Below are 677 nucleotides of genomic sequence, written 5' to 3'. Positions count from 1 at the left end.
TCGATAGCATAGCGTTTATCCATCCGTTGAGTCTTCTCGCCGTTCAAAATTCTCGTTCTAATGATCAAGCTTAGAAGATGGCTTTTTGTTGTTCGAATTTCCCTAACGTTGTTCCTGCCTTTATCTACCATCCTTTCGCTCGGCATTGCCGTTCGATTCTGAGCGCGACTTGCTGTACTTGGTGATCAAGATAATCGGTCGAACTCACCATTTGTCGCATGTCTTCAACAAAATGAGCGGGGCGAATCATCCGCAAAGTGTTTTCGTTTTTGCAAATAAAGTCGACACGCGGAATGCCAAGTTCATCCTCGTATTCAATGATGTAAGTGGCGGCGGTTTGGTGATTAAGTTGTGTGTTGAGCTCGAACATCCAATTGAGATATTGCTCTTCAATCCAACTTGAATAGTGCTGCTGGAAATAGTTTTTAAGTGATTGATAGTTAGCACTATTGAAATGGTGATATGTATTTCGTACTGCCGATTGCGGCTCACTTGTCGTTGGTGTGTACAGTTCTATGGGTAATTGATAGGGGTAGCGATCGTGGCTCCAATCTTCGATCACCGATTTAACGTGATTCAAAATGTAGTGCAGGGCGCTGAACAATCTCGCATAAACGAGGCGAGACCCGTAGAACAGGCGTAAATGTTCACCATTGTATTGATTGATGTAATTGAGC

The 677-nt window shown here is 43.4% G+C and carries 1 pseudogene; it reads right to left on the bottom strand.

The window, feature by feature from the left end:
* Positions 1 to 124: 124 nt before the first annotated feature.
* Positions 125 to 677, bottom strand: a pseudogene (locus R7Q09_RS25950) (hypothetical protein); the annotation flags it as partial.

This window comes from Vibrio sp. 2130-1, assembly GCF_033339515.1.
The sequence above is the reverse complement of the archived record's forward strand: the minus strand, read 5'-3'. Positions and strand labels throughout refer to the sequence as shown.